Origin of the sequence: Streptococcus equinus, assembly GCF_900101445.1 — a bacterium.
Lineage (GTDB): Bacteria > Bacillota > Bacilli > Lactobacillales > Streptococcaceae > Streptococcus > Streptococcus equinus_B.
This window is the reverse complement of sequence record NZ_FNKE01000001.1, coordinates 771,460-797,457: the sequence shown is the minus strand read 5'-3', so window position 1 is coordinate 797,457 and position 25,998 is coordinate 771,460. Positions and strand designations below refer to the sequence as shown.

Genomic DNA, 25,998 nt, shown 5'->3' with positions numbered 1-25,998 from the left:
ATGAAAATGAAAAAATTTATTTTACCACTCTACTATGCTTTTATAAGTTTCTTATTCACGTTAGAGTCTATTATTTATATTAATGATGCCGGAGATCAGACTAGCTTTGCTCATATGGCTCAAAAATTTGGCTTTTTTGAATTTGCTATTTATCGCTATAAAACATGGTCAAGTAGATTGTTGATTGAATCAGTTACAATGTTTATGTCAAATCATTATTTGCTATTTGATGTAACTATGCTTATTTCTTTAGCAATTTTTTTCTATTGTTTTAATGGAATTTTTCTAAGAGAAGAGAAGTACAGAAAATTACAATTTGTATCGCCTGTTATTTTTCTACTTTCTTTTCCAAGTTTGTTTTTCACAAGTGCTGGTTTGATTGCAACAGTTACTAATTATCTTTTTCCAATGATTTCCTTTGTTATTGCGTGGTATTGTATCATTCAGGAGAAACATTGGTATACAATATTATCTTTGCCGTTTCTTGTATTTGCTTGTATGCAAGAACAATTTACGGTTTATGCATTCATTCTATTTGTTTTTGCTCTTATTAGTTCATATTTAGAACGTAAAAGAATAAATAAAAATTATTTTATCGCAACTTGTGTATCGCTATTGGGGCTAGTTTCTGGTTTGCTTTGCTCAGGATCTGCAAATAGATTAGCTACTGAAACCAAGATTTGGTATCCTGGTTTTGAAACCATTTCTTTCCCAGTTAAAATTATTAAAGGATATTTAGAAACAAATCGTGTGTTATTTGTTACGTCAGAATTAAATATTGTTTATCTATTTTTAGTTTTAATTATCGTTGTATCGATTATAAAAAAACAATATTTTATAACTTTTATCTCAGGAACTGTAATCTACACAGTCATAACGCAAAGATTAGCTATGAATAGTTTACTAACTGCAGTTCAAAGAACAATTGATAATCAAAATAAAAGTGAAATTCCAAACTATTTTAGTCTAAAAGAAAACCTTTATCCGCTAGTTTTATACACTTTGATTTTATGTACTATTGCAGCAGTGGTATTTCTAATGTTTAGAAAGTGGCAAAATGGATTAACTGCTTTGATTATTTTGGTAGCCGGATATGCTTCACGAATGACAGTTTCATTATCTCCAACAATCTATGCTTCAGGTCTTAGAACATATACACCGCTCATTTTTTCATTTACAATTGTTAGTTTATTATTACTGATAGAAATCTCAGGTGATATTAAAAAAGACTGCGGTAGTGATAGTATAAAACATAGAATGACAATTTGAAGTATATTACTCTTTTATTAAGGAGAATTTTGTTGAAATTTTTAGCATTTTTAGGACAAAAAGCCATTCTTATTTGGGGATTATTGTTGTTTACCCTTTTAGGAGTATCAAGTATATTGGTGAGAAGTAATATGCCAATGGATGGCTCAGAGTTATCAAATATACACTTAAATGGTTGGGCTTTTTTTGCTAGTTTAGTTATTTTTGTATGCTTGATATTTTTGTTGTTACGTTTGTTGAAGTATATTAATGAAACAACGTTATTCATTTTTGGTTCGATATTTTATATTCTTGTTGGAGTTTATCTAATTTTTCATCAAAATGATGTGATTCGTCATGATGCTTTAGCTGTTTTAGAAGCAGCAAAAGCATTAAATAATGGAGATATTCAATCTTTAACGGATATATCAGGGTACCTTCACAAATATCCTCATCAACTAGGTTTAGTTAGTTTTGAACGATTGATTTTGACTGTTTTTGGCGAAAGTAATATTAAGGCATTCTTTATTATAAACTTGATATTTTCTATTGTTGATAATTTCTTTCTCTGGAGAATAACAAAACGAGTATTAAAAAAGGAAAGCATTTCAAAACTTGTAATAATCCTCTCGTTTGCTTTTTTATCACATCTTTTTAATATTTTATTTGTTTATGGTTTGACCTTTGGTTTGTTTTTTGCAATTGTTGGACTTTTCTTTTTGCAAATCTATTTTGAAAAAAAATCATGGTCAATGATGCTGTTGAGTATAATCTTTTTAACGTTATCAGATTTTATCAGAAACAATTATATTATATTAATAGTAACTATTTTTATAGTCTTAGTACTTGACTTATTACAACATAAATCATGGAAAAATTTGGCTTTTATAGTTTTACTTGCTTTGTCGATTTATGGAAGTAATAATTTAGTATCTTACCACTATAAAAGTTTAGCCAACAAAACAAATTTGGATGGAGAACCTAAAATAGCATGGGTGGCAATGGGGTTGAATGATACACCACTTTATAATCGTGTTGCTGGATGGTATGATGCATATGTTGAAAATGTGTATAACGAATATAGTGGTAATTCAGAAAAGATTGAAGAGGCTAGTAAGAAACAAATCACAACTCGAATAGAATACATGGTTGAGCATCCTCAATATACTTTCAATTTCTTTAAAAATAAATTTTTATCAACATGGACAGATAGTTTATTTGAATCTATTTGGTCAGGTCCTGTTATAAAAATGCCAGTTGAGGGACAGAAGATTAGAGGTCAATTGATGTCGAGCATTTATGAAGGTAAGACACTATATAAAGTTGTGTATTATTTTTCTGCTTTATTACTTGCTGTCATATATGTTGCTGTTCTTCTCGCTATTTTTATTCAATTATTTGATAAACCAAAAGATAGTTTATTTACTTTGATACCAATAATATATCTTTCTGGTGGTTTCATATTTCACTTAATTTGGGAAACTAAGAGTCAGTATGTTTATCCATATGTCTATCTCATCATCCCTTTGGCAGCTGTTGGAATCAGCTATGTTGCGGAACGTTTGAAAAATATCAATTAGGTATTTTTAAATGGTGAATGAGCAAATTCACCATTTTTTTTATAAGTAGTTTGTGGTATACTAAAGTGAACACTAGCTTTTGAAAGGCTTATTATCTAATGAAAAAATTATCTATTGTTGTTCCTTGCTATAATGAGCAAGAAACAATCTATCCATTTTTAGAAGAAACTCAAAAAATTGAAAGTAAAATGAAGGACCAATTGATGTTTGATTATATCTTTGTCAATGATGGTTCAAAAGACGAAACCTTAAAGGTCCTTCGAGATGTTGCTAGCCGTTTTGAAAATGTTCATTATTTGTCATTTTCACGTAATTTTGGTAAAGAGGCTGGTTTGTTAGCTGGACTTGAGGCTGCAGATGGTGATTTTATCACTGTTATGGACGCCGATTTACAAGATCCACCTGAGTTGTTGATTGAGATGTATCAAAAAATCAACGAAGGTTACGATGTTGTAGGAACGCGTCGTGCTGATCGAAAGGGAGAGCCAGTTATCCGTTCTTTCTTTTCAAAGATGTTTTACAAAATTATCAATGCTGTTTCTGATACAGAGATGGTTGATGGTGCGCGTGATTTCCGTTTGATGACTCGTCAAGTTGTAGACAGTATTTTAGAACTTGGTGAAGTTAATCGTTTCTCAAAAGGAATTTTCTCTTGGGTTGGATTTAATGTAACGTATATCGCTTATGAAAATCGCGAGCGCGTGGCAGGTGAAACGTCATGGAGTTTTTGGAGCTTATTCAAATACTCTATGGAAGGGTTTATTAATTTTTCTGAAGCGCCATTGAATCTTTCACTATGGGCTGGGTCAGTTTCATTTTTAGCTTCTATTCTTGGAATTCTATTTATCATTATTCGCAAACTCACAATTGGTGGTAGTGTTTCAGGTTGGGCAAGTTTGGTTTGTATCATTTTGTTTATTGGTGGTATCCAGTTGCTTGCTTTAGGGATTATCGGAAAATACATTTCTAAGATATTCCTTGAAACTAAAAAACGACCAGTTTATATCGTTAAAGAAAAAGGATAAAATTTAATATTTTATAAAGTTTTTTAGCTGTTTTTCCGAATTAATATAATGTACAACATTATATTATAAAGGAGAACAGCTTTTTGAATAAAATCAAATCAGCTTTATTGTCAACAGCTGTGCTTAGCATGGCATTTCTTACTAACTCTGCTATGGCGGATCAACAATCTGATGCCTTAGTGACTAAAACACCGTTTGATGAAGTCAGCAAATCTTTTGAAGTTATGTCGCAAAAGACTAAAGATTGTAAGGACATTACTCGAATCGATGTTGCAGTTTGGTCAGAAGAAGACGGTCAAGATGATCTTAAATGGTACAATACAACTGATGTTATTAATGGTCAAGCAAAAGTTAAGGTAAATCTAGCAGATTATGGAAATAGAGCTGGATCATATATTACTCATGTTTACACAACTTATTCTGATGGTCGTGTATCGGGTACTGCCTTAGAAAGTCTTAAAATTAGTCCTAAAGCACCTCAAGTAAGTGTTAAAAATGGTGCGCTTCAGCTTTCAACAGACATTAATGCACCATCTAATGGGACAATTAAATATGCTGTCTGGTCAGAAGAAAATGACCAAGATGATTTAAGATGGTATGATGATTCTGGGAAAGGAATAACAAGAATCGATTTAAATAATCATAAAGGTTATGGAAGATATTTTGTTCATACCTATTTAGCACAAGATGGAAAATTGACTGCAATTAATGGTCAGGATATTATTATTGATAAACAAGAGATATCGTATCAAATTGTTCAAACTTCAGATAAAACTTATGATGTTTTGATTAATGATGTTCCGGAATATATTACTTCAATTACAGTTCCAGTTTGGTCAACGGTGAATAATCAAGATGATTTAAAATGGTATAAGGCAACCAAAGTTGGCGATAACTCATATAAGGCAACAATTCAGCTGTCAAACCATGGATTTGACACAGGAACATACGGTGTGCATATCTATGGCGACAACTCTATTACTAATAGTTTTGAAGCATTGAGTGGAACACCAGGATTCCACGTAGATCAAATTAGTGGTTTAGAAAATCCAGAAGTTGGTATTAGTAATGTAAACACAGCAAATGGTTCGTTTAAAGTAAATGTTACGGAAAAAGCTATGTCTAAAAGGGTTTCAAAACTTAAGGTTCAGGTTACCTCTAAATCGAATCCTCAAAAAACAAAAACTTATGAAGCAGGTACAAGTAGTTACGGAAAAATTAGTCAAAGCATTGACTTGAAATCGATTAATAATCAAGCGGATACTTTTTCTGTAGTTGCGACTGTTATTTATTCAGATAATTCAACAGCAACATTTAATCTTTCTGATCAAAACTATAAACCTAACGCTACACCATCTCCTCGTATTACAACATATATCAACGAAACTAATACCTATCCAGTTGGGCAATGTACATGGGCGGTCAAGTCTTTGGCGCCATGGATTCCAAACTGGCTTGGAAATGCTGGGGGCTGGGCAGTTAATGCGCGTGCCAAAGGTTTCAGAGTTGGAACAACACCAAGAGTAGGTTCAATCGTTGTTTGGCCACATGATGGTAATGGCTACGGACACGTTGCTTATGTAACAGATGTGTCAAGTAACACCCGTATCCAAGTTAAAGAATCTAACTACGCTGGTAAACAATACATCGGTAATTTCCGTGGATGGTTTAACCCACTCGATTCATTCTGGGGTGGTGATGTTTCTTACATTTATCCAGATTAATATTTTAGGCAGTGATTTTGAAATCGCTGCCTTCTTTTGTTTAGCGAAAGCATATGTGCTTGAAGGGCTTACAAAATCATGATAAAATGGATATGAGTAAAGAATAGAAAGAGGGGGATTGATTTGAAAAAGAATATCCTTCGAAGCTGCCTAGTATCTCCGATTATTATAGGAGCTTTTTTAAGTTCGGGGCAAGTTTTCGCTGACGAAAACACAACCACCCAATCAACGACAGTAACTGAGAATGTTCAATCATCGGTAGAGCAGTCTAGTTCACTTCAATTAAATAGTGATAGTGTTATCTCTGATGATAATGAAACAAACAACTCATTACCATCATCTGAAGTTCAAAATGAATCACAAAATTTAACCGATGCTGATAAGCAAGATTCAGCAATTGCTGATGGTCAAGAAGCTGAAAAAAATGCCGATGACCAAACCAGTCTGATTAATCCTTCAATTTCTGAAGATAATAAGGAATCAGCAGGAAATTCTGAAGAGAATAACGTTGATAATTCAGCGGTACAAGAGTCACAATCATCTGATGCTACAACAGATCATGTTTCTGATAAGACTTCGTTGTCAAACCTTGCTGAGTCAAAGGTCTTAACATCAGCTGTTCAAGCTGCTAGTCAAAAGGTAATTAATCAATTAGCTGCTTCTAAAGCTGTTGTAAAAGAAGTAACCAGCGCGACCTTGACTAATAAAGGCTTTGATATTCAGTATAATCAAGCTATTCCAGCAGGTGCTAAAATCATGTTTGCCGTTTGGTCTGAGGTCAATGGTCAAGATGATCTTATTTGGTACACAGCTGATAGCAATGGACATGTCGTAGCCAAATACACTGGTTCATACGGAAAATACAATATCCATACTTACCAAAATCTCAATGGTCAAATGATTGGCTTAAACGGTCGTACCATTGATGTGCCAAAACCAAGTGCTAAGGTGACAATCACAAAGGTTGATGGCACAACTTACAAAGTGACAGTCAGTGATATCCCAGCTTACATCACTAGTATTCAACTACCAACTTGGACAGAAAAAGGTGGTCAGGATGATATTCAGTGGTATAGTACTACTCAAAATTCTGACGGCACTTTTACAAGAACCTTTAGTATCGCTGAGCACAACCTAGAAAGCGGTAAATATAATGTCCACGTTTATGGGACAAGTGCGGTTACGAATTTGCTAATAGGTCTTACTGGTACAAGTTTCCAAGGAGATTATCAGTTTGGTGATGTTAAAGTTCAACCAACTTTAACCGCTAATGGTATCCACATCAGCATGCCAAGTGATGTTAGCTCAGATATGACCGTTTACCATGCTGTTTGGTCAGCCAAAAATGACCAAGACGATTTGATTTGGTACAAAGTTCCAGCTAATGGTCAACTGACAGCTAAGTACACTGGTGATTATGGCACTTATCTTATCCATACTTACGCTGTGATTAAAGGTCAAATGACATGTATCAGTGCGACAAGTATTGACGTGCCAAGACCAAGTGCTAAAGCAAAAATTACAAAAGAAAGTCCAACAACCTATAAAGTCACAATTACGGATGTTCCGGTTTACATTGATAGTATTCAAGTGCCAACGTGGACTGAAAAGAATGGTCAAGATGACATTCAATGGTATAAGGCTACTAAAGCTGCTGATGGCTCATACTATGTTATTTTTAGTGAAGCAACTCATAACCTTGAAGCTGGTACTTACAATGTTCACGTTTATGGAAATAGCCGTGTCACAAATAGTCAAACAGCTTTGCTTGGAACACGTTTTGAATCTGATTACCAATTTGGTGATGTTAAGGTTCAAGCAAGTTTAGGTCAGAATGGTATTCAAATCAGTATGCCGAGCGATGTTAGCTCAAATTTAAAAGTTATGCATGCGGTTTGGTCGGCTAAGAATGATCAAGACGATCTTATCTGGTATCAAGTTCCATCAGATGGTCAATTAACAGCAAAATATACTGGCGATTATGGAACATATCTTATCCATACCTACGCTGTTATCAATGGTCAAATGACATGTATCAGTGCAACAAGCATTAATGTGCCGAAACCAGAGATTAAAGCGACAGTTACAAAAGAAAGCGACGTTAAAGTTAAGGTGACTGTTTCAAATGTTCCAGTGTATGTAACTGGTATTACAATTCCAGTTTGGACAAGTTTGAACGGTCAAGATGATATTAAATGGTATCAGGCTACTAAACAATCTGATGGGACTTATATCTTAACCTTCTCGCCTAAAGAACATAACTTTGAATCTGGCCATTACAATATTCATATCTATGGTCAAAGCCAAGTTAGTCATTCATTAGAAGCTTTATCATCGACAAACGGTGTTGATTTATCAACAGATAAGTATGTTGTTGATCCATCAGTGTCTGTCCAAAATCATGATGCCAACAATGGGACTTTGAAAGTTCGAATTGCTGAATCTGAATACACTAAGAAGATTAAATCAGTTAGTGTTGCAGTCTGGTCAGAAAGTAATCAATCTAACCTTCATTGGTACACAACTTCTGATGTGTATGATGGTGTAGTGACTGTCATGGTTAATGAGAAAAATCATGGCTACATCAAAGGTAACTATACTGTTCACGTTTATGTTGATTTCACAGACAATACAACCTCAGGATTTAACTTAGGGCAATATGCTTTGAATGCTGATGAGCCTGCCCAACACGCGCCGTCTTATTTCATTGATATTAGTAGCCATAATGGTGTCATTTCCGTTAGTGACTATCAACGTTTGAAGAGTCAAGGAATTACGGGTGTTGTTGTTAAGTTAACAGAAGGAACTTCTTACACAAATCCTTATGCTAGGGCGCAAATCGCTAATGCGCAAGCAGCTGGTTTGAGAGTATCAGCTTATCATTATTCTCATTATGAAACAGCAGCAGAAGCAAGAGCAGAAGCACAATATTTTGTTCGTGTAGCGCAATCGATGGGACTTTCAGGATCAACGGCAATGGTCAATGACATGGAAGAACGTAGCATGCTAAACGGTGACCTTAATGGTAATACCCAAGCGTGGAAAGATGAAATGAATCGTCTTGGCTACAGTAACAATGTTTACTACACGATGGCAAGCTGGTTGGATACTAAAGGTGGAAAACTAAACACAGCTAAATTTGGTTTGTCAAATCTATGGGTAGCGCATTACTTGTATGCATATACCTATTTAGATCAAGAATCAGCTAAATCTTTGTCATATTATTCAAATACAGCTGCTTGGCAGTATACGAGTGTTTCACCAAAACTCTCACATGCTCTTGATGAAAGTATTGATTACACAGGTCGATTTACTTGGTAAAAGGAGGAATAGCGATGAAAAAGAGTTTAAAACTTGTTCTGGCTTTAGTCTTGTCACTTTGCATGGTGACAGCTTGTACAAGTCATACCAATAATCATAGCAAACGATCTTCAACAGCAACGAAAACAAGTACTAAAGTAACATCTTCAAGTTCAAGTAAAAGTAGTGCTTCGTCATCGTCAGTTTCTTTAGAAAGTCAGCCTTCATCGACCGAAGCTTCATCAACACAGGTTGAACAAGAGATTGCTCCAATTTATACAGGTGCCATTTTAAAAGCAGACTATGCTACGATGGCAGGAAATTGGCAAAATGCATCTGGAGATGTTTTAACCTTTAATAATACTGGATTAGCTACCGAAGGAATGACACCTAATATTTTAGATATCGATCAAAATGGTATTCTATTACTAGATGTTCAGACTGGTGCAAGATCAAATGTTACCTTGTATATTGTCCCAGCTAATACGGTTTTTTCATCAGATTATTTGAATGGTCAATCTGATCCAACAGATATTTCAAAGGATCGTTTGATTTCGTCAGCTGATATTAATTCTGGCGATTTAGCTAACAAAGCATACTACCACGTTTCGCAATAAAGCTGTCAATTTTTGAGTGAAGCTGACCTAAAAAACAACCCTTGGGGTTGTTTTTTTTAACCGATTATGTGATATAATAGTTAACGAGAAAAATAGAGGTGAATGATGTCTTACGAAAACTTATTAAATCGTTTTTTGACCTACGTTAAGATTAATACGCGTAGTAATCCAGATAGTACAACAACGCCATCGACTCAAACTCAAGTCGATTTTGCTTTGAACGTTTTGAAACCTGAGATGGAGTCTGTTGGTTTGCAAGACGTGCATTATCTAACAAATGGTTATCTTGTTGGTACATTACCAGCTAACGATTCAACTAAAACACGTAAAATTGGTTTTATTGCTCACATGGATACAGCCGATTTTAATGCTGAAGGAATCAGCCCACAAATTATCGAAAATTATGCTGGCGGTTCTATTGAACTTGGTCAATCTGGCTATGCACTTTCACCAGAAGAGTTTCCAAATTTGAATAACTACCTTGGACAAACTTTGGTAACAACTGACGGAACAACTCTTCTTGGTTCAGATGATAAATCTGGTATTGCTGAAATCATGACTGCGATTGAGTATTTGGTTGCTCATCCTGAGATTAAGCACGGTGAAATTCGTGTCGGTTTTGGACCTGATGAAGAAATTGGTGTTGGGGCTAATAAATTTGATGTTGATGATTTCAATGTTGATTTTGCTTACACTGTTGATGGTGGTCCACTTGGCGAACTTCAATACGAAACATTTAGCGCTGCAAGTTTAGAGATTGATTTCATGGGACGTAATGTTCACCCTGGTACTGCTAAAAATCAAATGATTAATGCTTTGCAATTAGCTATTGATTTCCACAATCAATTACCAGAAGCTGATCGCCCAGAAAAAACAGAAGGTTATGAAGGATTCTTCCATTTACATGGTATGGAAGGCGCTGTTGAAAAAGCACATAGTTCATACATTATTCGTGATTTTGAAGATGAATCATTTGAAAATCGTAAAAAATTAGTTCAAGAAATCGCTGATAAGATGAACGCTGAACTTGGTAAAGACTGTGTTCTTATCACACTCAATGACCAATACTACAACATGAAGAAAGTCATTGAAAAAGATATGACTTCAGTTGAATTAGCTAAAGAAGTCATGGAAGATTTGGACATTACACCAGTTATCGAACCAATTCGTGGTGGAACAGACGGTTCTAAGATTTCATTTATGGGCATTCCAACACCAAACTTGTTTGCTGGTGGGGAAAACATGCACGGTCGCTTTGAATTTGTCAGTCTTCAAACAATGGAAAAAGCAGTGGATGTTATTATTGGAATCGTTCAAAAATAATTAAGCTTTATCTAAGCCTTATTTGTTAGAATTAGCTAAATGGAGGACCGCAATGATTAAAATCTTTGGAAAGATTCGATATCATTGGCAACCAGAACTATCTTGGTCAATTATTTATTGGTCAATTGCAATGGTTCCGATGTTTATCGGCTTGTCATTATTATTTGAGCGGACAAAAATACCAAGTCAATTCTTTGTTTTATTTGCTGCCTTTATCATTTTAGTTGGGTTAGGATTCCATCGTTATTTCGTTATTGAAGAAGATGGGAAACTTCGAATTGTATCACTGAACCCATTTAAAAAATCAAGGGTTGCGATTGCACAGATTGAAAAAATTGAAGTCAATAGATCAGGTTTAATTTTGAAAATTAAAAATCAAGCAGATAGAATTTTTTACATGCGCAAATGGCCTAAGAAATATTTCTTGGATGCTCTTGCCGTTCATCCTGATTTTCGAGGTACTGTTGAATTGACGGATAATTTTATAAAACTTGATTATTTTGAAGCTTATAAGTCTAAGAAAAAAGCTCCTACTAAATAGTAAGAGCTTTGGTTGGACAAGATTTGACAGCAAGAAGGGTGTCTTTGTCTGAATCAGGAATTGTTTGTTCTAATGAATCAGAATCGGCAAATTTTACAATGCCATCATCATGATAATCAAAACGATTAGAATAGGTTTGGCAGAGGCCACAGGCGATACATCTTTCAGGAATTATTGATACTTTCATGTTATTATTGTAATATGAATTGATATATTTAACAAGGGGACATTATGGCAAAACAACCATGGGAAGAAAAAGTAGTCGATGACAACGAAATCAGAATTAGCCGTAAAACAAAAGGTTCAGTTATTAGTACACCTTTGTTAACAGCTTTATTGAGTGTTTTCTTTGTTATTGTTGTTGCGATTTTGTTTGTTGTTTTTTACACTTCAAATCGTGGTGGTGATAAAGCGTCAGAAACATCTAATTTTTATGGCGCTTCATCTAGTGTTGTTTCTTCATCTGAAGCAACAAGTTCAGAAAGCTCACAAGAATCAACAGAAGCTGCATCTACAGATGCTAGTTCAAGTGATACAACTGAGTCATCAAGTGAAGGTAATGGGGATACTATTACAGTTATGTCTGGTGAAGGAGCAGCGTCAATTGCTGCGCGTGCAGGAATTTCAGTTGATAAACTCTATGAGCTCAATCCTGACCACATGACTTCAGGATACTGGTATGCAAATCCTGGAGACGAAGTACACATTAATTAGGAAGAAAAGGAATCATGAAATCAATTAGAATTGCGATTGATGGTCCTGCTTCAAGTGGTAAAAGTACAGTAGCCAAGATTATTGCTAAAAATCTTGGCTATACTTATCTTGATACTGGAGCAATGTACCGTTCAGCAACTTACTTAGCGTTACAAAATAAATTATCAGAAGATAATGTAGAAGATATTTTAAAAGCGTTGGCCAATAACCCTGTGTCATTTGGTCGAGCAGAAGATGGCAGTCAAACAGTATTTGTTGGGGATAAAGATGTTACTCTCGCTATTCGTCAAAATGACGTGACAAATAACGTGTCATGGGTAGCAGCTATTCCAGAAGTTCGTGAAGAACTTGTCGAACAACAACGCCGTATTGCTAAAAACGGTGCTATTATCATGGATGGACGTGATATTGGTACGGTTGTTTTACCAGATGCTGAACTTAAGATCTTTTTGATTGCTTCTGTTGAAGAACGTGCGGAACGTCGTTTCAAAGAAAATCAAGAAAAAGGAATTGAAACAGATTTTGAAACGCTTAAACGTGAAATTGCAGAGCGTGATTACAAAGATAGTCATCGTAAGGTATCACCATTAAAAGCAGCAGAAGATGCCATCACATTTGATACAACTGGTGTTGATATTGATGGTGTTGTGAAATTTATTCAAGAAAAAGCGGAAAAAATCATTGACTTGGATTAGTCTCTGTGATAGAATATAATCAATGAGAAAAGCAGAAGTGAGAACTTCTCGCCTTGCGACTACGGTTGTCTGGCCCAACATGTCAAAGATTCCGATTGGAATATTACGTGTGTGCGGGCTTGATTTATCAAGTCCGTTTCGTTTTTCTCTAAAAAAATAAAGAGGTGAAGATCATAGCTAAGAAAGATCTATTCATTAACGATGAAATCCGCGTTCGCGAAGTTCGTCTCGTTGGTCTTGATGGTGAACAACTAGGAATTAAACCATTATCAGAAGCTCAAGCTATTGCTGATGACGCTAATGTTGACTTGGTTCTAATTCAACCGCAAGCTACGCCACCTGTTGCTAAAATTATGGACTATGGAAAGTTCAAATTTGAGTATCAAAAGAAACGTAAGGAACAACGTAAAAAACAAAGCGTTGTGACTGTTAAAGAAGTTCGTCTTAGCCCAGTTATCGATAGAGGTGACTTCGAGACTAAACTTCGTAACGGCCGTAAATTCCTTGAAAAAGGAAACAAAGTGAAAGTCTCAATTCGCTTTAGAGGTCGTATGATTACTCACAAAGAAATTGGAGCAAAGGTATTGGCGGAATTTGCAGAAAGAACGCAAGATATTGCTATTATTGAGCAAAGAGCTAAAATGGATGGACGTCAAATGTTCATGCAACTTGCTCCAATTCCAGACAAGAAATAATTGTCAATTTTAAACTATTTTAAGAGGAGAATTCTAAAATGCCAAAACAAAAAACTCACCGCGCATCAGCTAAACGTTTCAAACGTACAGGTTCTGGTGGATTGAAACGCTTCCGCGCATTTACTTCACACCGTTTCCACGGTAAAACTAAAAAACAACGTCGTCATCTTCGTAAAGCAGCTATGGTGCACTCAGGAGATTTCAAACGTATTAAAGCAATGCTTTCAGGTCTTAAATAAGACTAAAGCAATTACTCGATATTATTAAGAATTATTTGGAGGAGAATATAAATGGCTCGTGTTAAAGGTGGCGTTGTATCACGCAAACGTCGTAAACGTGTATTGAAACTTGCTAAAGGTTACTATGGTGCAAAACATATCTTGTTCCGTACTGCAAAAGAACAAGTAATGAACTCTTACTACTATGCATACCGTGACCGTCGTCAGAAAAAACGTGATTTCCGTAAACTTTGGATCACTCGTATCAATGCGGCAGCTCGTATGAACGGTTTGTCATACTCACAATTGATGCACGGTTTGAAATTGGCTGAAATCGAAGTTAACCGTAAAATGCTTGCTGATTTAGCAGTTAACGATGCAGCAGCTTTCACAGCTCTTGCAGATGCAGCTAAAGCTAAACTTGGTAAATAAGAATTAATAAAAGGCTAACCTTTGGTTAGTCTTTTTTCTTGTCTTTATACCTCTAATTTAATAGTTTATAGATTTAGTATAAAATTTGATCAGTGCTGAAATTAGAGCAATAGGAGAGGCAAAATGGCTGCCCTAAGAGCTAGTTGTACAATGAAAGTATTGTTATTTATTCAACGTGCATTTGATGAATTTTGACAAAACTTAAAAATGAAGGTATCAAAAAAGTCTTGCTAAAACTAGCAAGACTTTTTTGATTATGAGTACTATTCAGAGCTTGAGCTACTTGAACTTTCGTGAAGTTGCATGTAGCTTGGTGCTTTGAAGAGGTCAACTGTTGATTCGTCACCATTTTCGCTATATAGACTAGTTGACTCGTCACCGCGTTTTTTCTCGATTGATTTAAGTGTTTTAAGAGAATGTGTATAAGAAATTGAAGAACTATCGACTTCTTTTAGACCATTCTTATCAAATCGAAGTAGGTCACCAGTTTGAACTTCGTCGCTGACAGAAAGTTGTTTAGCAACAGCATCGCGAATAGCTTTGGTTGCTGCTTGAGTGTTTTCATCAGGGTTTGTAATTTCTTGACCAGAGTCAGTGTAGTAGAGACGACCGCTATAACTTGTATAAGTTGGTGTCACATAATCGCCTGATGTTCTAAAGGCTACGATTTGTTTATTATCGCTAGAAAGCAAGTCTTGTCCAAGTTGGACGTAGTTGCTTGTATCGATACCTAGCAAGTGTAGAAGCGTTGGCAAATTATCAACTTCACCACCAAAGGTGTTGCTGATATGTCCTTCGGTAAATCCTGGAATGTGAATCATGTAAGGAACACGTTGTAACATAGCGTTGTCATAACCTGTCCAAGTTTCAGAGTCTTTTCCAAGAAGTGGCGCTAAGTCGGTATTTCTTGAATTTGAAATACCGTAATGGTCACCATAGAGGACAATAATTGAATTATCATATAAACCAGATGCTTTCAAATAATCAAAGAAAGCTTTGACAGCAGAATCTAAGTAGTTAGCAGTTGCGAAGTAACCATTAATTGTTTCATCATCGGTTTTAGCTAATGGGAAACCTTCTTCATCAGAATTACCAGCTAAACTTGAGTATGGGTAGTGGTTACTTACAGTAATAAACTTAGTATAGAAAGGTTGTTGCATGTGCTCAAGGTATTTAATTGAGTCAGCGAACATGTATTTGTCGTTCAATCCATATTGGAATGAGTTTTCACTGTTTTGTTTTGTGAAATATGATGAATCAAAGAAGTAATTGTAGCCCCATTGTTTATAGGCATTGTTACGGTTCCAGAAGGTACCGACATTACCGTGGAAAACGGCGCTTGTGTAATCACCAGTTTGTCCGAGGATTGATGGGGCAGCGTAAGCAGTATTTGTTCCGCCGTAGTTAACAAGGTATGAACCACTGCTAAGACCAAATAATGACGTTTCCATCAAGGTTTCAGCATCAGATGTTTTACCGGCTTTAACTTGGTGGAAGAAGTTTGAGAAAGCTAGTGTTGAATTTGAGTGATATAGCGAGTTTAAGAACGGAGTGACTTCATATGATTTTCCGTCAACTTGCAAATGGTAATCAATCAAAAATTGTTGGAAACTTTCTAAGTGGATAACAATGACGTTTCGTCCTTTAGCAATACCAAAATATTTTGAATTTGGTGCTGCGTAATGCTCTGACACATATTCTTTAGCTTCTTTTAAATCAGAAGCAGTGGCTTCGCTACGAACTTTTTCTGTTTGATAGGTTTGGTTAGCACTATAGGCTGTAAATGATGGCAAGCCAAGTGCTCGAACTACATAAACATTTGAAAAACCACGAGTTAACAATTCAGGTCGATCGATTTCGGCCATGAAAAGATTAATTGAAAAGAATAGAGTTGATAATGCCGTAATAGCAAAGCTTGCGCGTTTGTTAAATGGACGATTATCAACTTTGATTTTCTTAGTAGCAAATAGAGCAAGAAGAACGATGTAATCAATAATGTAAATAATATCCCACACACGTAGCAAATTTACAGCTGAATCACCAAGACCAGCAGAAACTTTACTACTTGCTAGCATAGCACTTACAGTAATGAAGTCCGAAAATTCACGGAAATAAATCGCGTTGGAAATAAGTAGAAGATTTAATATTGTGTAGATAATCCAACTAACGATATAAAAAACACGCGTTCTCTTAATATAAAGGCTTAATCCGAGTAGAAGCAATCCTAGTGGAATAGGATTGATAAGTGAGAGTAAAAGTTGATACGGATTCTCTAGTCCAAGACTAAAGTCAACGTGATAAGCCCACATAGTTTTTAGCCAATACAAGACTAAAAGTGTCAAAATAAATCCCAAACGTGTATTCACCACGTGAGAGATAATTTGTTTCATTTTTTTCACTGTAGGAACTTCCTTTATTCTTTTTTTCCTAAAGATAAAATCTCAGTTCCCATTATATCATAAAGATAAGATTTTTAGTATACAGAACTGTAGCGTGTTTTAGCGCATTTTTAAAGGTGTTTTCAAAGCGAATGCTTAAAAATAACCGCTGTTTTTCTGCAAAATTAGGTGTTGTGGCGGAGACAATGACGGGGACTTTTTTCACTGGATAGCACGCAAGAACGAATCAGTAACTTCACTTGCCACTTCGTCTTTAATATGCGTGTATTTTTGCGTCATGTAAGAAGTTGAATGGCCAAGGGCGGCTGCCATGTGTTCGATAGAAACACCTGCAATTATGGCTTGTGTTGTAAAGAAGTGACGCATCATGTGAGGAGTAACATGCACTTCGCAATGTTTGTTAACTCTTTTGAAATTCGTGTATACTCGTGTAGGAGTCACAGGCTTACCAGCATCTGCTCTACACCTTTTGCCATCGTCTAAAAAAAGATAGTCGTTTCTTGAAAGGATGCGCCCTGCTTTCTTCGCAATTTCTTTTGTTATTTCAATACATTTTTGCAACATAGTTGTTGTCTCTTCATCAACGATCATGTAGCGCTCAGAGCCTTTTGTTTTCATACCTTTTCCGTTTGGACGGCGAAATGTTCGACTATCGTCCAAGAGTATTCTAAAACGAGTTCCTATAAGCTTTAAAGAAGAAATTCTAATGCCCATGACCTCACTTCGCCGTGCTCCAAAATACGTAAGCCTAACGATTGTGTAATTGTATATATCAAGCACCTTTCTAGCGCACTTGTCCCACGTTTTGAAATCCTCCAAAGGAAATGATTTCTCTTTTGCTGGGATAACGCTTTTGCCAATAAAAATTTTTGAAAGTGGGTTTCTGTCCAAGTAGCCATTAACGACTGCATCGTTTATCATTGCATCAAAAATTCCGTGTATTTGAATGACACTTATCCTTGTGTATCTTTTTAACAATTGCGCAATGAATTGCTCGTAATCCGTTCTTTCTATGTCTTTGAGCTTGACACTTCCAAAACGGTCTTTAAAGCAAACTCTATACTGGCTTTCTTTGTTCGCTATCGTGTCAGGCGCCCACCGCCCCGTTTTAATACGGTTTCCACTGTAGATTTGCCAGTAGTCATTGACAGTCATGTTCTTACGTGGATCATAATCACCGTTTGCAATCTTGTTTTCAATTTCTGCAAGCGCGTGACGTGCTTCAGCAAGTGTTTTGAGATTGCTAGCAGTGGCTTCTTTCTTTTTGCCGTTTATTTTGAAATTTCGGCGAACGTAGTATCGTTTGCCTTTTTTTGTTTCGTATGTATATATATTTGGATATTTTGTTTTATTGTATTTCATTTTTTCTCCTTTGTTAAAAATAGCTTCTGGACAAGGCTTTTTAACTTAGAGAAATTCTTGACATCACCACCTTTTCTGATAAAATAAAATAAGCGAAAAGCAACGAACCTGGATTTTTCCATTTCCAATTTTTTAAGTAATCAATTAAGTTGTTTTTTCGTGTTTATTATCTATCCCTTGCGCTCGAAATTTGGTCGTGGAGAGCGTGAGGGATTTTTTGCGTTGTTTTTTATTTATCTAAATTATCAATCGCATATTGCGCTTCTGATTCTGTGAATTTTTCACCAGCTTCAGAAATCAATTGATCATAAATAGCGTCTGGAGACATTGCCATGTTTTTTTGGTAACTTTGCGCTTGTTTTAAAGCGGCTTTATTGTAATCAAAGTTAGAGTTATCAATGGCATATTGAGCTTCTTCAGGAGTGAACTTTTCACCCATTTCAGAAGAAAGTTGTTCATAAATGCCTTGTTTTGACATATGCATATTTTTGTAATAGCTTTTTGCTTGTTTCAAGGCAGCCTTCTTGTAGTTAGCTTTCAAGTGGTCAACTGCATATTGAGCGTCTTCTTCTGAGTATTGGTCAAAATCAGAAGTCAATTGGTCAAAGATGCCTTGCTTAGACATGTGCATGTTCTTGTAGTAGCTTTTCGCTTGTCGTAATGCCGTTTTTTGAGTAGTAGTAGCAGCGTACACAACAGTTGGTTCATTAACTGCAGGTACGTTAACAACATCAAGCATTGCTGCGCCAAGAATAGCAGTAGCCCCAAGCATAAAGACAGTTTTCTTCTTCATTATGTATATTCTCCATTCTCCAGCTTTTAACGTGGTTCAGGCTTGCACGTAATTTTATTTATCGTTTAGTTTTTTAAGTTCGTCAATGATTTGTTGATTTTGATTGATTAAAATCCAATTTTGTTCAACAAGAGCAGACAAATAAGAAAGTTTAGCTTGATCAACACCGTTATTAAAAGACAAAGCTAAGCCGGCTTTTAACAATCCGTTTCCAGACATTTCATTTGCAACGCGTCTAACTTGCTCATAGCTTTCTTCTGACAAACCTTTAACACCACGCGCCGCAAGGTAATCTTCAGTTTTTTCATTTTTTGTTTTTCCAAATAGTGCCATTTTCTTCCCCTTTGTTTAATTTATCCAAAATCTTCTCTGTATTAGATAGCAACTGATTTAAAATATTAGTTTGCTGTTCTAAATAGGATAAGATTTCTTTTTGCAATTCAAAATCAGCCATCTGCTGGTCGTGGCTTCTATCAAAGTTTTCTTTAGAAGTGCCGTGGTTAATAGTGACAGAACTATTGTTGTAACTATTCAAACCATTGTTATCACCGTGAATGATGTTCTGGTCTTTAAATGTTGAGTCAATGTCTGATTTTTCGACTTCGAAATAATCAGCCATCTTTTGAATGATCCCGAAAGAGGGAGCGCTTCTAAGTTTCATATAATCAGTAATCGTCCCGGGAGCAACGCCAATAGCGTCAGCCAATTCTTTCTGAGTGATCCCTTTCTTCTTTCTATAATAGGTAATATTATCAGCGATAATCTGCATACGTTGCTTGTTTTTATCCATATTATTTTCCTCTCGTATGTTTGGTTCTATTATATATGATTTTTATTATCAATACAAGAAAAATACGAAAAAAACTTAATTTTGTGTTGACAATACGAAAAAATCGTATTATAATATACTCGTAAGGTTGAAAGACCTAAAGAAAAAAAGAAAGGAAAAAGAACATATGAAATGGACACTGGAAGCTCTTCGAATTGCCGCTGGGATGACACAAGAAGAGCTTGCAAGCGAGTTTGGGGTTTCTACCAACACACTTGCGAAGCTTGAATACGACAGTTCGAATATCGGAATGGTTATGCTTAAAAAATATATGTTTAAATTTCACGTTGGATTTGATGATATTTTTTTAGGCAAGAAATACGAAAATTTCGTATTTTAACGTAATTGTTTCCAGCTGGGTTGATACGGTTCTAGCACGGTTACAAAATTTTATCGGGCTCATTGACACTTTAACAAAAGTGCTAGGACTATACCAGCTCAGCTGGAAACACGCCCTCGGTTAGTAGCTATGGCTCTAACAAGATGATAACCTCCTTTAAAATAAATAAAAACGCAGTTATTAAATTACTCTAAACAATAATATTTGATAAGACAACAACGATTGACAAACTTGTTAGAGCTTTAACTGCTAATCGAGAGCACAAAAAAAGCACATTGCCGAAACAATGCGCTTACAAAACAAAACTACTTACATTATACCAGAAAGGAAACAGCATGGATAGTGTAATGCAACAATTCTCTGATTGGCTGAAAGGCATAATCAAAGAAACACTAAACAAGCTTTTGGAAATTGAACAAGATGACGGTTTTAACGAATTGATGTCACCGCAAGAAACATGCAAGTTTCTTGGCATTTCATATGACACATTTCAAACCTACCGTTATATGGACGGTTTTCCAAGAGAATTACCAGCAAAACGTTGGTCAAAACGAGCTATTAAGAAATGGCTTGAAAATCAAATTTAAAAGCTTCTGGACAAGGCTTAGAAAAGAGGAAAACATGGACTTATTTATTATCTGCTTTAGTTTAGCAATGATCATATACGTGTTGACATTACCGTATGTTGGTAAGCGAACGAAGAAAGAAGAAACATCAATGCAACCGACTTTCGTATTTGAGAGTTGGGAAGCAAAAGCTAAGCATTATGACGACGCTATTAAAGTATTAGACGCGATGAAAGGATGATGCGTGGTGAGAATGCGCAAATTACCAGAAAAAGCATTTTATAAAAAGGAGAAAACAATGAAACAAACACAAACATTTATCGTATTTCGCAGCAAAGAAAATGGACATTTCTTGATGGAATACAAGAACAGAACTAGAGCATTGGCATTTAAAGTAGGCTGGTGTAAAGACATTAATGACGCAATTAACACTACTGAAGAAGCTTACACGGAAGACAAAGAGAAATATGAAGGAATGTTACAGATGTTCAATGCAGAGCCTTTAAAAGTCGAAGCTGAATACACGCTTAAAACGTTAGATGGCAAAGAACCAGAAGAAATTGAAGCCGACAGCAAAGCTAAATGTGAAAGACTGGCTGAAGATTTATTGAAAAAATTGTTTGAGGATTGATAATGGCACAAAGAAGAATGTTCAGCAAAGACATCACATCTAGCGATTTGTTTGTTGATATGCCAGCAAGCAGCCAACTTCTTTATTTCCAACTTGGTATGGAAGCGGATGATGAGGGGTTTATTGGTAACGCAAAAATGCTTAGTCGAGCGTACGGAGCCAATAATGATGATTTGAAATTACTGCAAGCCAAAGGATTCATTATCATCTTTGAAAGCGGAGTGACCGTTGTTCGCGATTGGAAAATCAACAATCAAATTCGCAAAGACCGTTTTAAACCAACCATTTACCAAAACGAAAAAAGCTTGTTATCAGTGTCACCAACGGGTTCTTACCAACTTGGCAACCAAATGACAACCAGTTGGCAACCAAACGACAACCAATTTGGCAACCAAATGGCAACCCAGTATAGGATAGGTAAGGATAGTAAAGGTAAGGTAAGGTTAGGTAAGGAGAGTGCAGTAGAGAAAACTAGCAACCAATCGGCAACCAACATCAAAAATATTTCGGATTACTTTCAACAAGAAATTGGAATTTTAAGTCCAAATCAACTTGAGCAATTATTAGATTACCTAGAAATTGATGGTTTTGAAGTTGATGTCATTAAAAGAGCTATTGATAAAGCTGCTAATTCTGCTAAACGTTCTTTTGGATATGTAAATGGCATTTTGAGAGGTTGGAAGCAAAACGGTATCAAAACTCTCGCACAAGTCGACGAAGAACAACGGAAGTTTCAAGAATCAAAAGGACTTCCTAAAAGTAATACTGAAGACTTGCATAATATTGTTGACCCAGATTTTGGATTTTAGAGGTGCTTATGGAATTAATGTCTTATGAATATATGATTAACAACGGTATTCTGGTAGATACTGGCGACGTCTGCACGATTCATAATAAACCGTATTACAGACGTATGAAACAGCAAGGAGAATACACAAGCACAGCCTTTTGTTTAGACTGCCAAAAAGACGAATTGGAACGTTTAAAGCAGTCCAGTGCTGAGCAGCAAACAGTTAATGGAATGCTTGCTAAAACATGGAATATGTTTGAATCTGTCAGTATTATTCCAGACGACTTAAAAAATGCAACGATGAATAATTTCGAAGAGCATAACTTCGAAGACCAGAAAGCACACGCATTTGCTCAAAGGGCGGTTCGTTATTACGGAAAAGGTGGCGAAGGTAATACGTTCTTACAAGGGCGTCCGGGTGTTGGGAAGAGTCATCTATCGATTGCAATTGCCAAATCGTTGAATGATACATTTAAGATTTACAATGAGCCAAAAAGCGTCATATTTATGCCGGTTGCAAGATTGATTCAGAGTGTGCAAGCTAGCTTTAATGGTAATGGGCGCTTTACAGAAGAATTTGCTACAAAGCTGCTGACAGAATGTGACTACCTAATTTTAGACGATTTAGGGAAAGAGACATGCACCGGAAATTACATCAAGCCAGTCAACGAATGGACGTACCGTTTTCTGTTTAATATTTTAGACAGTCGGACTAAAACAGTAATTAATACTAATTTCTCACGAGCAGAGCTTTTGAAAATTTATGACAACGCATTTGTTGATCGTTTAACAAAGGGAATGCGCGGAGATAAAGACCGTATTTTTAAATTTTCGGAAGGAGCTGAAAGCAAACGATGAACGAGCAAGAAATTAACATCTTGAATTACATTAAGAACCACGGTAGCTTTGAGCGACCTGTCCCACTGAAATGGTTAAAGTCTGAATTTGACATCAGCGAGCGAGGCGTTAAAGAGGTCGTAGAGCGCTTGAGATGCGAATTCAAACAACCAATCATTGCAAGTCGCAGAACTCGACATGGTGGTTATTATTTGCCGAAAAACGACATGGAACGCAATGTAGGCTTACTGCCGTATAAAGAACAAATTTTAACTTCGCAGAAAACAGTAACAGCCATTACATCAGTCAACCTTGCTGAATATTGGAAAGGTTGGCAAGTATGAACGAGCTACTTATCCAGCAGTTCGAGCAGAACTATTACAATTACTCGAGAGAAATTAGAGACATGCTTTTAAAGCTCGATACAGAGTCTCTGATAGCGAAGTTGGCAAGAGACAGTAAAATGTATCAGCTCAAGAAGATAGTTTACTAGAGAGGAAAATATGGAATTCTACAAAGAATATGTTGACGACTATTTTGACGACGGTGGGTCTTCAGCAACAGAAAAATTGAACGAAGATGTAAAGAACAATCCGCAATGGAAAAGCGAAGTACAAGGATATAGCGTATATGATGACACCGCATGCATTTTGGTGCGTTGGGTAGGCCTAAGCAAAACGCCTTTTAAAGGAGATGAATAATGAATACGCAGGAACTTTTAGCGGAACGTGATTTTTGGCGAGATGAAGCTAAACGGTGTTACAAAGAAATTGAAGAATATGAAATGTTTTTGGAACGTATTGAAGAAGCACTGGAGCGTAAACATGGTTGAAATTAGACTTGATGATGAACTGCTTCTCTATCAAAACGATTTTAGAGAAGCGTTGCTTGAAACAATTGACGAACTCGTTGACGATGAAAGTATGACGTTAGCTAAAACATACAAGCAATATCGTAACTATTCAGACGAAGACCTCATTGAAGAAATTCAAAGTTTGACCGATAAACGATTGACAATCATTTTCAACTTTCCGCTCGATTATCGAGTAGATGTCAAACAGCACATTTTAGATTGAGGCCGGCATGATTATCTTAAAAGAAGATTATGAGCAAGCTTATTACAGCAGAACGAGCGACTACCTCGATCTTGCTACAGAGTATGGTGAAATTATTAACGACTATCAAGACAAGATAGTGAGTTTGAAGCAAGAGAATAAGCGTTTGAAACGTGAAATCTGGAACCTTAAGAAGACAAAAAGGAGAAAATAAATGGCAAATCAATTACAAGTATCACACAAGGACTTTTTTAACAGTCCAGCGGTCAAAAACAAACTTAGCGAAGTAGTTAGTGGGAAAAGCGACCAGTTCATTGCTAGTCTGCTATCAATCGTAAATAACAACAAGCTTTTAAGTAATGCTGATAACAACTCAATTTTAACCGCAGCAATGAAAGCAGCAACATTGAATTTACCAATTGAACCAAGTTTAGGTTTTGCCTACATCGTGCCTTACAAACGACAAGCACAATTTCAGCTTGGTTACAAAGGACTTATCCAGCTGGCTATTCGAAGCGGTCAAGTTAAGAATATTAATAGCGGTGTAATCTACAAAGCACAATTCAAATCATATGACCCGTTATTTGAAACGCTAGAGGTCGATTTTAGCCAACCAGAAGATGAAGTGGCAGGCTATTTTGCGACACTCGAACTGTTAAATGGTTTTAAGAAGCTGATTTATTGGACGAAAGAACGTGCTTATAATCACGGAAAACGTTTCTCAAAGAGTTTTGGAAACAGTCCTTGGCAAACTGATTTTGACGCAATGGCTCAAAAAACTTTATTAAAACAGATTATCAGCAAATATGCACCGCTTAGCACCGAGTTGCAAGAAGCAATCACAGCCGATAACGAAACCGAAGACGAGAAAGCAGCACCAATTGACGTAACACCGCAAGAAGAAACGTTGACGGATTTGATTGGTGAAACACCACAAGAAGAATTGCCAATCGCTGACCCAGAAACTGGCGAAATTCAAGAAGAGCAAACAGCCTTATTCGACCAACTCGGAGATTTAACAGATGACTAAAGACTTACTTGGCAAAGATTATTACAGCCTTGAATCAGCAAAAGCTTACTGGTCTGTCTCACAAGTTAAACGATTTAAGGAATGTGAAGCTAGAGCATTAGCAGAGCTTAACGACGAATGGCAGGATAAGCGAGATAAGACGGCTTTGCTTGTCGGAAATTATGTTCACAGCGCATTTGAGAGCAAAGAAGCTCATGCAACGTTTATTGATAAAAATAAAGAATCAATCTTTAAGAAGAATGGTAGCTTATATGCGCCATTTGAAACAGCAGAGAACATGATTCGGGCACTTGCAACGGATAAAAACTTCATGGCTCTTTATCAAGGCGAAAAAGAAGCTGCAGTAACTGGAGAAATCGCAGGCGTTGAGTTCAAAGGCAAGATTGACTGTTTGAATGCTGAGCATGGCTATTTTGTCGATATCAAAACCACGAAAGGCCCAATTGACGATGAAGTTTGGGTTAAAGATAAAGACGGCAATAATTACAAAGTTCGCTGGTTTGAAGCGTATGGCTATATTTTGCAAATGGCGGTCTATAAGACAATGCTTGAAGCGAAATACAATAAACCATTCGAGCCAATCATTTACGCTGTGACCAAAGAAAGCCCAAGCGACACACGAGCTATTCGAATTCAAAACGTTGACGCAATTCAAGATGAATTAAACGAGCTAGCTAAGATTATCAAACATTTAGACGATGTCAAACATGGCAGGGCAGAAGCAAAGCCTTGCGGGCATTGTGAATACTGTAGAGAAAAGAAACTCACAAAGCGAGTTGAAATTTATTAAGGGGTAAACATGAACAATGTAAATTTAATCGGTCGCTTAACTAAAGCGCCAGAACTAAAACAAACAGCGAGCAACACAAGCGTATTAACAGGAACGCTTGCGGTGAATCGCAGCTTCAAGAACCAAAATGGTGAACGTGAGGCAGATTTCGTTAATATTGTGGCTTGGCGACAAACTGCAGAGATTATTGCGCAGTATTGCGGCAAAGGTTCGCAAATCGGTGTAACTGGTCGTATCCAGACACGTAACTATGAAAATCAGCAAGGACAGCGTGTGTATGTGACGGAAGTAGTAGCTGAACATGTCGACTTGTTAGACACGAGAAACGAAAGTCAACAAGGACAATCAAACGGCTACAATCAGCAACCACAGCAAAACAGCTACAATCAGCAGGAAAGCCCATTTGGTAATTCAAATCCAATGGACATTTCAGATGATGACCTTCCTTTCTAAGAGGTGTATAG

32 protein-coding genes, 1 pseudogene and 1 other annotated feature are annotated in these 25,998 nt (G+C 36.3%); of the genes and pseudogenes, 27 read left to right on the top strand and 6 right to left on the bottom strand.

Annotated features, from left to right (window positions below):
- The first annotated feature begins 6 nt into the window (after window positions 1-6).
- The 8 genes from BLR83_RS04070 to BLR83_RS04035 all read left to right on the top strand — a co-directional run bounded on the left by BLR83_RS04070 (window position 7) and on the right by BLR83_RS04035 (window position 11,358).
- The gene (locus BLR83_RS04070) at window positions 7-1,269 is read left to right on the top strand and encodes a hypothetical protein (protein WP_074561102.1); all 1,263 of its coding nucleotides are present in this window, start codon (window positions 7-9) and stop codon (window positions 1,267-1,269) included.
- Between the two features lie 32 nt (window positions 1,270-1,301).
- The gene (locus BLR83_RS04065) at window positions 1,302-2,828 is read left to right on the top strand and encodes a glycosyltransferase family protein (RefSeq protein ID WP_074560542.1); all 1,527 of its coding nucleotides are present in this window, start codon (window positions 1,302-1,304) and stop codon (window positions 2,826-2,828) included.
- 98 nt (window positions 2,829-2,926) lie between these two features.
- Window positions 2,927-3,853, top strand: coding sequence for a glycosyltransferase family 2 protein (locus BLR83_RS04060; RefSeq protein ID WP_074560540.1), 927 nt, complete (start codon window positions 2,927-2,929; stop codon window positions 3,851-3,853).
- An 83-nt stretch (window positions 3,854-3,936) separates the two neighbouring features.
- Complete coding sequence (locus tag BLR83_RS04055; protein ID WP_074560539.1) at window positions 3,937-5,577, top strand: GBS Bsp-like repeat-containing protein; 1,641 nt, start codon at window positions 3,937-3,939, stop codon at window positions 5,575-5,577.
- Between the two features lie 123 nt (window positions 5,578-5,700).
- Window positions 5,701-8,898: a GBS Bsp-like repeat-containing protein gene (locus BLR83_RS04050; protein WP_074560537.1), complete on the top strand. Its 3,198-nt coding sequence runs from the start codon at window positions 5,701-5,703 to the stop codon at window positions 8,896-8,898.
- A gap of 14 nt (window positions 8,899-8,912) precedes the next feature.
- The gene (locus BLR83_RS09960; protein WP_074560536.1) at window positions 8,913-9,494 is read left to right on the top strand and encodes a DUF6287 domain-containing protein; all 582 of its coding nucleotides are present in this window, start codon (window positions 8,913-8,915) and stop codon (window positions 9,492-9,494) included.
- Window positions 9,495-9,599: 105 nt separating this feature from the next.
- Window positions 9,600-10,817 (top strand): peptidase T, encoded by a 1,218-nt coding sequence (gene pepT, locus BLR83_RS04040; protein WP_074560534.1) that lies wholly within the window; start codon window positions 9,600-9,602, stop codon window positions 10,815-10,817.
- A gap of 52 nt (window positions 10,818-10,869) precedes the next feature.
- A complete protein-coding gene (locus BLR83_RS04035; protein WP_074560533.1) occupies window positions 10,870-11,358 on the top strand; it encodes an EbsA family protein in 489 nt (162 codons plus the stop codon).
- Here BLR83_RS04035 and BLR83_RS04030 read toward each other — a convergent pair.
- Window positions 11,351-11,545, bottom strand: a complete 195-nt coding sequence (locus BLR83_RS04030) for a ferredoxin (protein ID WP_074560531.1) — start codon at window positions 11,543-11,545, stop codon at window positions 11,351-11,353. The genes BLR83_RS04035 and BLR83_RS04030 overlap by 8 nt on opposite strands.
- Window positions 11,546-11,589: 44 nt before the next feature.
- Here BLR83_RS04030 and BLR83_RS04025 point away from each other — a divergent pair, with 44 nt between their 5' ends.
- The 5 genes from BLR83_RS04025 to rplT all read left to right on the top strand — a co-directional run bounded on the left by BLR83_RS04025 (window position 11,590) and on the right by rplT (window position 14,112).
- Window positions 11,590-12,072: an SAG1386/EF1546 family surface-associated protein gene (locus BLR83_RS04025; RefSeq protein WP_074560530.1), complete on the top strand. Its 483-nt coding sequence runs from the start codon at window positions 11,590-11,592 to the stop codon at window positions 12,070-12,072.
- A gap of 14 nt (window positions 12,073-12,086) precedes the next feature.
- Entirely contained in the window at window positions 12,087-12,767 is a 681-nt protein-coding gene (gene cmk / locus BLR83_RS04020) for a (d)CMP kinase (RefSeq protein WP_074560528.1), read from the top strand.
- A 23-nt stretch (window positions 12,768-12,790) separates the two neighbouring features.
- Window positions 12,791-12,918: a sequence feature (ribosomal protein L20 leader region), on the top strand.
- Between the two features lie 13 nt (window positions 12,919-12,931).
- Window positions 12,932-13,462 (top strand): translation initiation factor IF-3, encoded by a 531-nt coding sequence (gene infC / locus BLR83_RS04015; protein WP_074560527.1) that lies wholly within the window; start codon window positions 12,932-12,934, stop codon window positions 13,460-13,462.
- A 38-nt stretch (window positions 13,463-13,500) separates the two neighbouring features.
- The gene (rpmI, locus tag BLR83_RS04010) at window positions 13,501-13,701 is read left to right on the top strand and encodes a 50S ribosomal protein L35 (RefSeq protein ID WP_003065422.1); all 201 of its coding nucleotides are present in this window, start codon (window positions 13,501-13,503) and stop codon (window positions 13,699-13,701) included.
- A gap of 51 nt (window positions 13,702-13,752) precedes the next feature.
- The gene (gene rplT, locus BLR83_RS04005; RefSeq protein WP_000124839.1) at window positions 13,753-14,112 is read left to right on the top strand and encodes a 50S ribosomal protein L20; all 360 of its coding nucleotides are present in this window, start codon (window positions 13,753-13,755) and stop codon (window positions 14,110-14,112) included.
- Window positions 14,113-14,375: 263 nt separating this feature from the next.
- On the opposite strand, the gene BLR83_RS04000 is transcribed toward rplT, so the two are convergent.
- The 5 genes and pseudogenes from BLR83_RS04000 to BLR83_RS03980 all read right to left on the bottom strand — a co-directional run.
- Entirely contained in the window at window positions 14,376-16,502 is a 2,127-nt protein-coding gene (locus BLR83_RS04000) for an LTA synthase family protein (protein ID WP_419177390.1), read from the bottom strand.
- Between the two features lie 210 nt (window positions 16,503-16,712).
- A complete protein-coding gene (locus tag BLR83_RS03995; protein WP_074560523.1) occupies window positions 16,713-17,873 on the bottom strand; it encodes a tyrosine-type recombinase/integrase in 1,161 nt (386 codons plus the stop codon).
- A 229-nt stretch (window positions 17,874-18,102) separates the two neighbouring features.
- Entirely contained in the window at window positions 18,103-18,666 is a 564-nt protein-coding gene (locus BLR83_RS03990) for an Ltp family lipoprotein (RefSeq protein ID WP_074560522.1), read from the bottom strand.
- Window positions 18,667-18,720: 54 nt separating this feature from the next.
- Window positions 18,721-18,999 (bottom strand): hypothetical protein, encoded by a 279-nt coding sequence (locus BLR83_RS03985; protein WP_074560520.1) that lies wholly within the window; start codon window positions 18,997-18,999, stop codon window positions 18,721-18,723.
- A gap of 229 nt (window positions 19,000-19,228) precedes the next feature.
- Window positions 19,229-19,456 (bottom strand): annotated as a pseudogene (locus BLR83_RS03980) (helix-turn-helix domain-containing protein); the annotation flags it as partial.
- A gap of 166 nt (window positions 19,457-19,622) precedes the next feature.
- Here BLR83_RS03980 and BLR83_RS03975 point away from each other — a divergent pair.
- The 14 genes from BLR83_RS03975 (at window position 19,623) to ssb (ending at window position 25,987) form a co-directional block, all read left to right on the top strand.
- The gene (locus BLR83_RS03975) at window positions 19,623-19,835 is read left to right on the top strand and encodes a helix-turn-helix transcriptional regulator (RefSeq protein WP_074560519.1); all 213 of its coding nucleotides are present in this window, start codon (window positions 19,623-19,625) and stop codon (window positions 19,833-19,835) included.
- A 335-nt stretch (window positions 19,836-20,170) separates the two neighbouring features.
- Window positions 20,171-20,422: a helix-turn-helix transcriptional regulator gene (locus BLR83_RS03970; protein ID WP_074560517.1), complete on the top strand. Its 252-nt coding sequence runs from the start codon at window positions 20,171-20,173 to the stop codon at window positions 20,420-20,422.
- A gap of 82 nt (window positions 20,423-20,504) precedes the next feature.
- Complete coding sequence (locus BLR83_RS09910; RefSeq protein WP_159427753.1) at window positions 20,505-20,642, top strand: hypothetical protein; 138 nt, start codon at window positions 20,505-20,507, stop codon at window positions 20,640-20,642.
- A 57-nt stretch (window positions 20,643-20,699) separates the two neighbouring features.
- Window positions 20,700-21,032, top strand: coding sequence for a hypothetical protein (locus BLR83_RS03960; RefSeq protein WP_074560514.1), 333 nt, complete (start codon window positions 20,700-20,702; stop codon window positions 21,030-21,032).
- A 2-nt stretch (window positions 21,033-21,034) separates the two neighbouring features.
- Window positions 21,035-21,841 (top strand): DnaD domain-containing protein, encoded by an 807-nt coding sequence (locus tag BLR83_RS09780; protein ID WP_081340992.1) that lies wholly within the window; start codon window positions 21,035-21,037, stop codon window positions 21,839-21,841.
- Window positions 21,842-21,849: 8 nt separating this feature from the next.
- Window positions 21,850-22,680, top strand: coding sequence for an ATP-binding protein (locus BLR83_RS03945; RefSeq protein WP_074560513.1), 831 nt, complete (start codon window positions 21,850-21,852; stop codon window positions 22,678-22,680).
- A complete protein-coding gene (locus BLR83_RS03940) occupies window positions 22,677-23,003 on the top strand; it encodes a helix-turn-helix domain-containing protein (RefSeq protein ID WP_074560512.1) in 327 nt (108 codons plus the stop codon). Before BLR83_RS03945 ends, BLR83_RS03940 begins: the two co-directional genes overlap by 4 nt.
- Window positions 23,004-23,162: 159 nt before the next feature.
- Complete coding sequence (locus BLR83_RS03935) at window positions 23,163-23,360, top strand: hypothetical protein (protein WP_074560510.1); 198 nt, start codon at window positions 23,163-23,165, stop codon at window positions 23,358-23,360.
- Entirely contained in the window at window positions 23,360-23,491 is a 132-nt protein-coding gene (locus BLR83_RS10080) for a hypothetical protein (RefSeq protein WP_268844487.1), read from the top strand. The genes BLR83_RS03935 and BLR83_RS10080 overlap by 1 nt, the downstream gene beginning before the upstream one ends.
- Window positions 23,484-23,735 carry a hypothetical protein gene (locus BLR83_RS03930; RefSeq protein WP_074560508.1) on the top strand — a complete coding sequence of 84 codons (252 nt, stop codon included), beginning with the start codon at window positions 23,484-23,486 and terminating at the stop codon, window positions 23,733-23,735. The genes BLR83_RS10080 and BLR83_RS03930 overlap by 8 nt, the downstream gene beginning before the upstream one ends.
- Window positions 23,736-23,742: 7 nt before the next feature.
- On the top strand, window positions 23,743-23,928 hold the full coding sequence (locus BLR83_RS03925; protein ID WP_081340991.1) for a hypothetical protein: 186 nt from the start codon (window positions 23,743-23,745) through the stop codon (window positions 23,926-23,928).
- Complete coding sequence (locus BLR83_RS03920; protein ID WP_074560507.1) at window positions 23,929-24,744, top strand: recombinase RecT; 816 nt, start codon at window positions 23,929-23,931, stop codon at window positions 24,742-24,744.
- Complete coding sequence (locus BLR83_RS03915) at window positions 24,737-25,534, top strand: PD-(D/E)XK nuclease-like domain-containing protein (protein WP_074560505.1); 798 nt, start codon at window positions 24,737-24,739, stop codon at window positions 25,532-25,534. Before BLR83_RS03920 ends, BLR83_RS03915 begins: the two co-directional genes overlap by 8 nt.
- A gap of 9 nt (window positions 25,535-25,543) precedes the next feature.
- Window positions 25,544-25,987, top strand: a complete 444-nt coding sequence (ssb, locus tag BLR83_RS03910; RefSeq protein WP_074560504.1) for a single-stranded DNA-binding protein — start codon at window positions 25,544-25,546, stop codon at window positions 25,985-25,987.
- Window positions 25,988-25,998: the final 11 nt, after the last annotated feature.

Coding starts and splice junctions, on each gene's coding strand:
- BLR83_RS03975 (WP_074560519.1), top strand. CDS start 19,623: ATGAAATGGACACTGGAAGCTCTTCGAATTGCCGCTGGGATGACACAA.
- BLR83_RS10080 (WP_268844487.1), top strand. CDS start 23,360: ATGAATACGCAGGAACTTTTAGCGGAACGTGATTTTTGGCGAGATGAA.
- BLR83_RS03930 (WP_074560508.1), top strand. CDS start 23,484: ATGGTTGAAATTAGACTTGATGATGAACTGCTTCTCTATCAAAACGAT.
- cmk (WP_074560528.1), top strand. CDS start 12,087: ATGAAATCAATTAGAATTGCGATTGATGGTCCTGCTTCAAGTGGTAAA.
- BLR83_RS03960 (WP_074560514.1), top strand. CDS start 20,700: ATGAAACAAACACAAACATTTATCGTATTTCGCAGCAAAGAAAATGGA.
- BLR83_RS04060 (WP_074560540.1), top strand. CDS start 2,927: ATGAAAAAATTATCTATTGTTGTTCCTTGCTATAATGAGCAAGAAACA.
- BLR83_RS03920 (WP_074560507.1), top strand. CDS start 23,929: ATGGCAAATCAATTACAAGTATCACACAAGGACTTTTTTAACAGTCCA.
- BLR83_RS03925 (WP_081340991.1), top strand. CDS start 23,743: ATGATTATCTTAAAAGAAGATTATGAGCAAGCTTATTACAGCAGAACG.
- BLR83_RS09960 (WP_074560536.1), top strand. CDS start 8,913: ATGAAAAAGAGTTTAAAACTTGTTCTGGCTTTAGTCTTGTCACTTTGC.
- BLR83_RS03990 (WP_074560522.1), bottom strand. CDS start 18,666: ATGAAGAAGAAAACTGTCTTTATGCTTGGGGCTACTGCTATTCTTGGC.
- BLR83_RS03940 (WP_074560512.1), top strand. CDS start 22,677: ATGAACGAGCAAGAAATTAACATCTTGAATTACATTAAGAACCACGGT.
- BLR83_RS03985 (WP_074560520.1), bottom strand. CDS start 18,999: ATGGCACTATTTGGAAAAACAAAAAATGAAAAAACTGAAGATTACCTT.
- BLR83_RS04025 (WP_074560530.1), top strand. CDS start 11,590: ATGGCAAAACAACCATGGGAAGAAAAAGTAGTCGATGACAACGAAATC.
- BLR83_RS04030 (WP_074560531.1), bottom strand. CDS start 11,545: ATGAAAGTATCAATAATTCCTGAAAGATGTATCGCCTGTGGCCTCTGC.
- rpmI (WP_003065422.1), top strand. CDS start 13,501: ATGCCAAAACAAAAAACTCACCGCGCATCAGCTAAACGTTTCAAACGT.
- BLR83_RS04035 (WP_074560533.1), top strand. CDS start 10,870: ATGATTAAAATCTTTGGAAAGATTCGATATCATTGGCAACCAGAACTA.
- BLR83_RS03915 (WP_074560505.1), top strand. CDS start 24,737: ATGACTAAAGACTTACTTGGCAAAGATTATTACAGCCTTGAATCAGCA.
- ssb (WP_074560504.1), top strand. CDS start 25,544: ATGAACAATGTAAATTTAATCGGTCGCTTAACTAAAGCGCCAGAACTA.
- BLR83_RS03995 (WP_074560523.1), bottom strand. CDS start 17,873: ATGAAATACAATAAAACAAAATATCCAAATATATATACATACGAAACA.
- BLR83_RS04070 (WP_074561102.1), top strand. CDS start 7: ATGAAAAAATTTATTTTACCACTCTACTATGCTTTTATAAGTTTCTTA.
- BLR83_RS09780 (WP_081340992.1), top strand. CDS start 21,035: ATGGCACAAAGAAGAATGTTCAGCAAAGACATCACATCTAGCGATTTG.
- BLR83_RS03935 (WP_074560510.1), top strand. CDS start 23,163: ATGGAATTCTACAAAGAATATGTTGACGACTATTTTGACGACGGTGGG.
- BLR83_RS03945 (WP_074560513.1), top strand. CDS start 21,850: ATGGAATTAATGTCTTATGAATATATGATTAACAACGGTATTCTGGTA.
- pepT (WP_074560534.1), top strand. CDS start 9,600: ATGTCTTACGAAAACTTATTAAATCGTTTTTTGACCTACGTTAAGATT.
- rplT (WP_000124839.1), top strand. CDS start 13,753: ATGGCTCGTGTTAAAGGTGGCGTTGTATCACGCAAACGTCGTAAACGT.
- BLR83_RS04000 (WP_419177390.1), bottom strand. CDS start 16,502: ATGAAACAAATTATCTCTCACGTGGTGAATACACGTTTGGGATTTATT.
- BLR83_RS03970 (WP_074560517.1), top strand. CDS start 20,171: ATGGATAGTGTAATGCAACAATTCTCTGATTGGCTGAAAGGCATAATC.